Annotated in this window: 9 protein-coding genes; 6 read left to right on the top strand and 3 right to left on the bottom strand. The window is 60.0% G+C overall.

Features of this window, described 5'->3' with window-relative positions:
* The coding region (gene uvrB / locus WB650_RS05745) for an excinuclease ABC subunit UvrB (protein WP_423959749.1) at positions 1-1,591 on the bottom strand (1,591 nt) is incomplete at its 3' end.
* A 260-nt stretch (positions 1,592-1,851) separates the two neighbouring features.
* Here uvrB and WB650_RS05740 point away from each other — a divergent pair.
* The 6 genes from WB650_RS05740 (at position 1,852) to WB650_RS05715 (ending at position 6,743) form a co-directional block, all read left to right on the top strand.
* Positions 1,852-2,376: a hypothetical protein gene (locus WB650_RS05740; RefSeq protein ID WP_423959747.1), complete on the top strand. Its 525-nt coding sequence runs from the start codon at positions 1,852-1,854 to the stop codon at positions 2,374-2,376.
* 326 nt (positions 2,377-2,702) lie between these two features.
* Positions 2,703-3,416, top strand: coding sequence for an OmpA family protein (locus WB650_RS05735; protein WP_423959745.1), 714 nt, complete (start codon positions 2,703-2,705; stop codon positions 3,414-3,416).
* Positions 3,417-3,631: 215 nt separating this feature from the next.
* Complete coding sequence (locus WB650_RS05730; protein ID WP_423959744.1) at positions 3,632-4,306, top strand: OmpA family protein; 675 nt, start codon at positions 3,632-3,634, stop codon at positions 4,304-4,306.
* 192 nt (positions 4,307-4,498) lie between these two features.
* Positions 4,499-5,182, top strand: a complete 684-nt coding sequence (locus tag WB650_RS05725; RefSeq protein WP_423959742.1) for an OmpA family protein — start codon at positions 4,499-4,501, stop codon at positions 5,180-5,182.
* A gap of 243 nt (positions 5,183-5,425) precedes the next feature.
* Positions 5,426-6,043: an OmpA family protein gene (locus tag WB650_RS05720; protein WP_423959740.1), complete on the top strand. Its 618-nt coding sequence runs from the start codon at positions 5,426-5,428 to the stop codon at positions 6,041-6,043.
* 118 nt (positions 6,044-6,161) lie between these two features.
* Positions 6,162-6,743 (top strand): hypothetical protein, encoded by a 582-nt coding sequence (locus WB650_RS05715; RefSeq protein ID WP_422303318.1) that lies wholly within the window; start codon positions 6,162-6,164, stop codon positions 6,741-6,743.
* A 277-nt stretch (positions 6,744-7,020) separates the two neighbouring features.
* Here WB650_RS05715 and WB650_RS05710 read toward each other — a convergent pair whose 3' ends face one another.
* Together WB650_RS05710 and WB650_RS05705 are read right to left on the bottom strand one after the other, a co-directional pair.
* Entirely contained in the window at positions 7,021-8,253 is a 1,233-nt protein-coding gene (locus WB650_RS05710) for an acyl-CoA dehydrogenase family protein (protein ID WP_422303317.1), read from the bottom strand.
* Positions 8,254-8,274: 21 nt separating this feature from the next.
* Positions 8,275-9,384: an acyl-CoA dehydrogenase family protein gene (locus tag WB650_RS05705; protein ID WP_422303316.1), complete on the bottom strand. Its 1,110-nt coding sequence runs from the start codon at positions 9,382-9,384 to the stop codon at positions 8,275-8,277.
* Between the last annotated feature and the right edge of the window lie 7 nt (positions 9,385-9,391).

Raw genomic sequence — 9,391 nt, 5'->3', positions numbered from 1 at the left:
CGGCGTCGAGGATCGCGACCAGCGACACCTCGGGCAGGTCGAGGCCTTCGCGCAGCAGGTTAATTCCGACCAGCACGTCGAACTCCCCTTTGCGCAGACTGCGGATTATCTCGACGCGCTCGATCGTTTCGATATCCGAATGCAGGTAGCGCACGCGGATGCCGAGATCGTGGTAATAGTCGGTCAAGTCCTCTGCCATCTTCTTGGTCAGGCAGGTCACCAGTACGCGCTCATTAACGGCGACGCGTTTGTGAATCTCCTCGAGCAGGTCGTCGACTTGCGTCCCGGCTTTGCGCACCTCGATTTCGGGATCGATAAGTCCGGTCGGACGAATCAGCTGCTCGACGACCAGCCCGCCTGATTTCTGCTGCTCGTAGTCGCCGGGCGTCGCAGAAACATACACCGCCTGTGCGATGTGCGATTCCCATTCCTCGAAATTGAGCGGGCGATTGTCGAGTGCCGACGGCAACCGGAATCCGAAATCAACCAGCACCGATTTGCGCGATCGGTCGCCGCGATACATCCCGCCGATTTGCGGAACCGTCACGTGACTCTCGTCGATAAAGAACAGCGAGTTTTTCGGGAAGTAATCGAGCAGCGTCGGAGGTGCCTGTCCGGGAAGCCGGCCCGTCAGATGACGCGAGTAGTTTTCGATTCCGGGGCAGAAGCCCATCTCAGCCAGCAGCTCGAGGTCGTACATCGTGCGCTGCTCGAGGCGTTGGGCTTCCAGCAGGCGATTCTCGGCGCGGAAGAACTCGAGCCGCTCCTTCAGTTCGGTGCGGATATTGCGCACCGCGTTTTCCATCCGATCGGACGTCGTTACGTAATGCGACGCCGGGTAGATCGCGACGCTCTGCAGCTTGCGGATCACCTTGCCGCGCAGCGCGTCGATCTCGTACATCGCCTCGACCTGATCGCCGAAGAACTCGACTCGCACCGCGCGCTGCTCTTCGTATGCCGGAAAAATCTCGACCGTGTCGCCGCGCACCCGGAACGTCCCGCGATGAAAGTCGTAGTCGTTGCGCTGATAATGGAGGTCCACCAGCTTGCGCAGCATCCGGTCGCGGTCGATGGTCTGCCCCTCTTCGAGGAACACCACCATTTCGAAGTACACCTCGGGCTCGCCGAGGCCGTAGATGCATGAGACCGACGCCACTATCAGCACGTCGTTGCGCTCGAGCAGCGCCTTGGTGGCCGAATGCCGCAGCTTGTCGATCTCGTCGTTGATGCTCGCGTCTTTCTCGATGAAGGTGTCGGTCGAGGGCACGTACGCTTCGGGCTGGTAGTAGTCGTAATACGAGACGAAATAGCGGACCGCGTTTTCGGGGAACAGGCTCTTGAACTCATTATACAGCTGCGCGGCGAGCGTCTTGTTCGGCGCCATCACGAGCGTCGGCCGGTTCACGCGCGCGATCACATTGGCCATCGTGAAGGTCTTGCCCGAGCCGGTGACGCCGAGCAGCACCTGATGCGGCACTTTGTCGTTGAGATTGGCGACGATCGAATCGATCGCAGCCGGCTGATCACCCTCAGGCTTGTAGCCCGAGACCAGCTTGAAAGTTCCCTCTTTGCCACGCGCGAGTGAAAGCATGATGAACTCCGTATTTTAGCAGGTTACGCTTTGATGCGTAATTCGAAGTTAGACCGCCAACTCCGAGGACAACCGCTGACATCGCGGTTAACCCAAATATGACGGCGATGCACCTTTTGGGAGGAACGACCATTCGAGAATTCCAGTGAGTACGCGCATGTGCCGCCGAAATGCTATGCTGCGCAGCCAGCGGATTTGTGGCATATCCATTGCTGGATGAGAGGAACCCACCCGAGGTCCGAGAAGGAGAAAAATTGCGTATGAAGCATCTCAAACCCTTACTGGCGGTTGCGATCGTGATGATCGCGATGGCGATACCGTCGATTTCGGCGGCGCAGTACCACGAGGCGCGTTTAGACAAGTTTCTTAACGATCACCCTGACGTGAAAGCCAAGCTCGACCGCAATCCGGACCTGATTTACAACAAGGGTTTCCGGGAAGAGCACCCCGAGCTGCAACAGTTCATGCAGAACCATCCCAGCGTCTGGGGAAAGATGCCCAACCACGACCGATGGGGCTCCTACGGTCCCGATCACAAGTGGCACGAGGCCGACTGGTGGCATCAGCACGATCCCGGCTGGATGTACAAGAACCATCCCGAATGGGCGGAGAGCCATGCGGACTGGAGAGCCGACCAGAATAGTCATCCCGAGTGGTTCGGGCATCCGGAGGACGCAATGCATCACGACGAAGGCGTACATCACGACGAAGTCGTGCATCACGAAAATGAAGTGCATCACGCCGAAGCCACCCAAGCGGTCCACACCAAGCAGCACCATCAATAATGCGGCTCGCACGACCGCGCCGGACTCCTTTTACAGGAGTCCGGCGGCGTGATGAGTTACGCTTGATCTCACCGAGCGACGCAACTCCCGCCGCACTTATCCACTGGTTATCCACAGGCAATCTCGGGCGCGCGCCGGCATCAGGCAGGCCAGCCCGGGCATAAATATCGCGGCATCTCCCTTCGGACGTGTTGCATTCTTGTTACGAATATAACTATATTTCCCCGTCAATTGGGTGGGGTTATACCCGTTTGCATAGGTTCGCGGTTCGGGAGCGAGTGAGGGGTTCACTTCGCGATTAGACGCACTTGGGTGAGGAGGAGTCCATGAGATTCAAATCAAGGCTTTTGAATGCTGTCGCCGCGGTCGCAAGCGTAGCGTTATTCGCGTCCACCATGACCGGTTGCGCGTGGTTGCAGCAGCCCCGCAAATGGGGCAGCTGCGCGATCATCGGAGGAGTGCTCGGCGCAGGCGCCGGCGCTGCCATCGGTATTGTCATTGTCGATAACACTCAAGGGTCGCACAGCAATAGCAGCAACGACTCCCGGGCCTGGGCCGGTGGTGGTGGTGCAGCAGGAGGCGCAATACTCGGTGCGCTCGCTGGCCACTACATTTGCGATGAAGTAATCGTGCCGCCACCGCCGCCTCCGCCGCCACCGCCTCCGCCACCACCGCCTCCTCCGCCGCCACCTGTGGTCAAAGAGAAGCTGGTGCTACGTGGAGTGCACTTCGACTTCAACAAGTACAATATCCGTCCGGGTGACGCCGCCGTTCTGGATGAAGCCGCTACCACTCTGAAGGCCAATCCGAACGTGACGGTCAACGTCAACGGATACTGCGACGCGATCGGCAGCGAGGAGTACAACCTCAAGTTGTCCGACCGGCGTGCGGACTCGGTCGTGGATTACCTGACGAAGGCCGGCATCCCGTCGAGCCAGCTGATTCCGCTCGGCTATGGCAAGACCAACTTCGTCGCCACCAACGACACGCCTGAGGGTCGTGCTCAGAACCGGCGCGTCGAACTGGTACCGAATGAGTAGGTCGGAGCGAGACTGAGAACTGTCTGTAGCGGCGGCTGCAGTCCCTCCAAGGGGCTGCAGCCGCTTTTTTTGTCTCGAAGGTCCTTTGTTGTCAAACTATTACGAGGCCCGAGGTATGAGACATTTTGCGGTACTGAATAGACCCGTGCTTCGAAAAAAGGCACAATTGTCACGTTTGATTCCGGAATAACTTGAACCTGATGGAGGGGTACCTGGTGACTAGTTGGAAAAATTGGATTGGAGCAGGAGCGACCGTCGTACTGCTGACTGTCTCCTCATGCGCGTCATGGACGCCTGCGCAGAAAGAATACACCGCTGGCGGAGCAGCCGCGGGCGCTCTTATCGGTGGAGGACTGGGTTGCGGGATTGCCGCCGGGGTAAGTGGCTCCGCGAAGAGCTATGAGATTGGATGCCCGACCGGCGTCGTGATTGGTGCTCTGATCGGAGCCGTCAATGGCTACCTGCTGGCGCCGAAGCCGGTCCCGCCGTCTGCGCCGCCCCCGCCTCCACCACCACCGCCTCCTCCGCCACCACCGCCGCCGCCCGTAAGGCAGAAGCTGGTGCTGCGCGGGGTGCATTTCGACTTCAACAAGGCCCGGATTCGACCGGGTGATGCGGCCATTCTGGATGAAGCCGCATCTACCTTGAAGGCCAATCCGAACGTGACGGTGAACGTCAACGGCTATTGCGACGCTATCGGTAGCGAGGAATACAACCTCAAGCTGTCCGATCGGCGCGCGGACGCCGTCGTGAATTACCTGGTGAAGGACGGTATCCCGTCGAGCCAGTTGATTCCGCATGGCTACGGCAAGACCGACTTCGTCGCCCCAAACAATACGGCCGAGGGTCGCGCTCAGAACCGTCGGGTCGAATTGGTGCCTAACGACTGAGTCAGTCCGAAACTGAAACGTCCGCCAAGCGGCCGCAGTCCCATCGAGGGGCTGCGGCCCCATTCTTCTATGAATTGTCACGCGAGGAACGAGTTATAAGACATCTTGTGTGCCTTAATAGACCTGACGCCCCGAAAATGGCAGAATGCGTCAGTCTTTTTCGAGAATGATCTCAACCTAGGAGGGGTACTTGTGGTTAAAGTGAAAAATTGGGTTTGCGTGGCAGCTTGCGCCGTTTTACTGACGGCGTCGGGATGCGCAAATCTCTCAGCTCCGCGGCGATGGGGCACGTGCGCGGTCGTCGGTGGACTTCTCGGTGCGGGCGCCGGCGCGGGAATCGGCGTCGCGATCAACGAAAATACAGGCGATCACGAAAACAATGTCGCATGGGCCACTGGCCTCGGTGGCGCTGGCGCGGTTCTAGGAGCTCTGGCCGGACACTACATCTGCGATCCGATAATCCAGCCACCGCCGCCGCCTCCTCCTCCGCCACCACCACCGCCACCGCCTCCACCGCCACCGCCACCGCCCGTAAGGCAGAAGCTGGTACTGCGCGGAGTGCATTTCGATTTCAACAAGGCCCGAATTCGGCCGGGTGATGCCGCAGTTCTGGATGAGGCCGCATCTACTTTGAAGGCCAACCCGAACGTGACGGTCAACGTCAACGGCTATTGCGATGCGATCGGCAGCGAGGAGTACAACCTCAAGCTGTCCGATCGTCGTGCGGACGCGGTCGTGGACTACCTGGTGAAGGCCGGCATCCCGTCGAGCCAGCTGATTCCGCACGGCTATGGCAAGACCAACTTCGTCGCCACCAACGATACGCCTGAGGGCCGCGCCGAGAACCGTCGCGTCGAACTGGTGCCTAACGACTAAGTCTGGCCGAAACTGAAACGTCTGTTACCGGCCGCAGTCCTTTCGGGGGCTGCGGCCGTTTTCTTGTGTAAAGGAGCTGTTACGAGATGCGTGCTTTGTGACGATACATCCCCTCAATAGACCTAGCTTTACAAAAATGCCAAAATTCGCGGAGTTTGAATACGGAAATGGCTCGCAACTCGGGGAGGGGTCTTCGTGCTTCGATCGAAAAAGTGGATTAGCGCAGTAGTTAGTATCGTCCTTTTGACACTTTCGTCTTGCTCCTCATGGTCGCCTGAGCAGAAGAAGGGCTACGCCATCGGAGCCGCTACCGGCGCAGTTGTTGGCGGAGGATTCGGATGCGGCATGGCCGCGATAAACGGTTCCAAAGAGGCTTATGAGATCGGATGCCCCGTCGGGGTAGTAATGGGCGCTCTGATCGGCGGCATAATTGGCTTCTACGTGGAGACTCCAGCGCCGCCACCAGCTTCGCCACCGCCTCCACCACCGCCTCCTCCACCGCCGCCACCGCCTCCAGTCAGGGAGAAGCTCGTGCTGCGTGGAGTGCATTTCGATTTCAACAAGGCAATCATCCGGCCGGGTGATGCGGCCGTTCTGGATGAAGCCGTCACCACTCTCAAGGCCAATCCTGGCGTCGTGATCGATGTGAACGGCTACTGCGATGCCATCGGCAGCGTGGACTACAACCTTGGGCTGTCCCAGCGCCGTGGGAACGCAGTGGCGAACTACCTGCTCAATGGCGGTATCCAGGCCAGCCAGTTGAGGGTGCACGGCTACGGCAAGACCAACTTCGTCGCCACCAACAGTACGCCTGAGGGACGCGCTCAGAACCGTCGCGTCGAGCTGGTGCCCGAACAGTAACTGGCGCCAAAGCTGAAACGTCCGATACCGGCCGCAGTCCCTCTCAAGGGGGCTGCGGCCGTTTTTTGCCCTCAGGATGCTGACGCGTGGGCGCGTTTCTGCTATACAAACCATCGCTATGAAATCGGAGCCGAAAGTAGGAATAGGGATCGCGGTGGTGGTGCTCGCTTTAGCCGCCCTGATAGGGGTGTCGCCGGTCTATGCTCAATCGGAAGCTCCAGATCAGGCCGCATCGGCATCGTCTATACCGGCGGATAGCGCCGCTCTGACCACGACTGCGGTATCAACGGGACCGAAGAAGACGCTGGGGCAGAAGGTCAAAGCGCTGGTCGCGAAAATCACGCCCGATCGGATCAAGCGCGATATCGAATTCAGGAAGGCGTCCGCGCTGTTCCCGGATTTCTGCAAACACTGGGAGCAGGACCTGCACGATCGCGAGACCAATAACCTATCCAACCTGAAATTCAACGAGAAAGACGGCTACCAGACCGCCACCTACACCGCTTACGGCAAGGTCTCCGGCTGCGAGTCGCATCAATCAAGGGACGGCTACTCGATCGGCAAGATCACTTACGAGGAATTCGAATACTACATCGCCGGCAGATCCGCGGATGAAGCCCGGCACGCAGCGCCGAGGACCGTCAGCGACACTCACACCACGGAAATCTTCCGTTGGGACAACGGCAAGTGGTTCTACTAAATGCGGGGCTGCGTGCCCCGCACCCGCGGCAGGGGTGACCCCTGCACCCAGTGAAAGAAAGATGCGGGACTTCGTCCCTGTTCGAACTTGTTGGGGATATTTCCCGTTGCTGACGACGTAGTCGCCAGCAACTTACTTGGTAGAGGTAGATAAGAGCGCTTCGCTCTGAACGACCCAGGAAAAAGCACCTGAGCAAAAGGGCGTCCTCGCCATTTTGCGATTAATACTGGGTGCAGGGGTCACCCCTGCCGCGGGCGCGGGGCGCGTAGCCCCGCTTTTAATTCAGTTCCTTACTGCTGTAGTTCAGTATCCGCCGCGCGATAATTATCATGTTGATCTGCTGTGTGCCCTCGAAGATGTCGTTGATCTTCGCGTCGCGCATCCACTTCTCGACCAGGATTTTGCGCGAGTAGCCGAGCGGCCCGAGTAGCTCGACCGCCTTCTGCGTGATCAGCGTAACTGCGAGGCCCGCCTTCGCCTTGGCCATCGAGGCCTCGAGGCTGTTGCGCTTGCCGGTGTCGAGCATCCATGCAGCCCGCCAGGTGAGCAGTCGGGCAGCCTGCAGCTGCACTTCCATCTCCATGAAGTCGCGCTCGACGGCGGTCAGACGCCGCGGCGAGATTCCGTAGCGGACGGGGACGTTATGCTGCTTGAGGAAATCGCGGACGAAGTCGAGCGCCGCGCGCCCCACTCCGATCGCCATAGCCGCGACAATTGGCCGGGTCGCGTCGAAGGTCGCCATCACGTCCTTGAAGCCGCCTTCCTTGCGGACCTCGGCGCTGCCCAGCAAAGCGTCGAGCGGAATCCGGCAGTTGTCGAAGATGAGCGCGGCGGTGTCGGAAGCGCGGATGCCGAGTTTATTCTCGACCCTCGCGACGGTCATGCCGGGCGTGTTGTGCTCGACCACGAACGGTTTGATCCCCGGGCGGCCCGCGCTCTTGTCGACGGTGGCCCACACCACGACGAAGCCGTCGGACTTTTCCGCCGCCATTTCGCCTGCGGTGCAGAAAATCTTGGTGCCGTTGATCACCCAATGGTCGCCATCGCGGGTTGCGGTGGTCGTGACCTGCGACGAATCGGAACCGAAGCTCGGCTCCGTGATCGCCATCGCGCCCCACTTCGGCTTGCCTTCCTTGAAGCGTTTGAGAAAACGTTCCTTCTGTTCTGGCGTTCCCGCCGCCATGACAGCCGCGCCACCGAGTCCCGAGTTCGGCGTCGACAGGTATAGCCCGGCGTCGCCCCAGCAGAGTTCTTCGGTGCTGAGCACGGTCATCAGATTGGCGCGACGCGGTGCGGAGGCTGCAGCACCGTCAGCCTTCTTGCTGCGGTCGTTGCCGACCTGGATATCGGCGGCCGCCGATGCGGACCACATCGACTCGTAGAACTGAGTCGGCTTGGTGTGCTCGTGCTCGTCGCAGTCGCGCGAGATCGGCCGCATCATATGCTCCGAAACCGCATGGAACATCTGCAGCCGGTTCAAAATTTGTGGTTCGAGTTCAAAATCGATCATGATTATCTCCGTCGCGGTCTGCTAGACCGTCGCGATTCCTTCGATTGCGGAAAATCCGCGCGCGTTGCGCAGCCACATCTCGACCGGATGCTCGCGGATATAGCCATGGCCGCCGAGCACCTGCACGCCGTTGTCGGTCACCTTGAGCGCGCTATTCGCAACATAATTTTTCGCGAGGTAGCTTTCCTTCAGTGCGTCGCCGCCCTTGTCGAGCTTGTACGCCGCTTCCCACACCAGCAGGCGCGCCGCGTCGATCTCGATTGCCATGTCGGCGAGGATAAACGCGATCGCCTGCTTGGTCGCGATTGGCACGCCGAACGCCTTGCGCTCCTTGGCGTAGTCGCGCGCGTATTCGAACGCGGCATTCATCACGCCCACGCCCATCGCGGCAAACGCGACCCGCGACTCGCTCATCAGTCGCGAGAAGTCGATTCCCTTGTCACCGCCCAGGCGCGCATCGGCGCCGACGCGGCAATCTTTCAGCGTCAACTCGTAAGTCGCGAGCGGCTTGAGTCCCATGTTCTTCTCGCGCTCGGAAATCGTAACGCCAGCGGCGCCGCGCGGTACGATAAAGCCGTCCACGCCCGCGAAGCCCTTCGACGCGTCAGTCGTCGCATAGATCAGAATGGAATCCGATTCCGCCGCGAGCGGCACGTAACACTTGCCGCCGTTAAGTACGTATCCAGCGCCGTCGCGTTTGGCGGAAACCTGCTGCGCGGACAGATCGAAATCGAAGCGCGGTTCCATCACGGCCGCGGTTGCGGCGGCGAAGTCGGCGCCGGTGAATCGCTTCAAGTATTTGGCGCGCTGATCGTCGGTGCCCATCTCGACAATCGGAAATGCGAACAGCCGCGGTGCCAGCACGTGCAGCGCGATCGAAATGTCGCCGAAGCCGAGTTCCTCCGCGACGATCGCACCGGTAACCGCCGAACGGGCGTCACCGCCGCCGCCGAACTTCTCCGGGATCGCGCCGCTGACGAATCCGAATTGCCACGCCTCTGCCACCAGTGCGGTGGGAATCGCGCCGCTTTCGTCGGCGGATCGCGCGGCGGGACGAATCTTCTCGCGCGCGAACGCACCGACGCTGTCACGGATCATCTGTTGTTCTTCGCTGAGTTCAAAATCGATCATGAATTGG

The organism is Binatus sp. (SeqCode), assembly GCF_049584895.1.
GTDB lineage: Bacteria > Desulfobacterota > Binatia > Binatales > Binataceae > Binatus.
This window is presented reverse-complemented; position numbering and strand designations above follow the sequence as displayed.

Bases quoted from the DNA above. Each gene is read 5' to 3' on its own strand.
- WB650_RS05740 (WP_423959747.1), top strand. From the start codon at position 1,852: ATGAAGCATCTCAAACCCTTACTGGCGGTTGCGATCGTGATGATCGCG.
- WB650_RS05735 (WP_423959745.1), top strand. From the start codon at position 2,703: ATGAGATTCAAATCAAGGCTTTTGAATGCTGTCGCCGCGGTCGCAAGC.
- WB650_RS05715 (WP_422303318.1), top strand. From the start codon at position 6,162: ATGAAATCGGAGCCGAAAGTAGGAATAGGGATCGCGGTGGTGGTGCTC.
- WB650_RS05710 (WP_422303317.1), bottom strand. From the start codon at position 8,253: ATGATCGATTTTGAACTCGAACCACAAATTTTGAACCGGCTGCAGATG.
- WB650_RS05705 (WP_422303316.1), bottom strand. From the start codon at position 9,384: ATGATCGATTTTGAACTCAGCGAAGAACAACAGATGATCCGTGACAGC.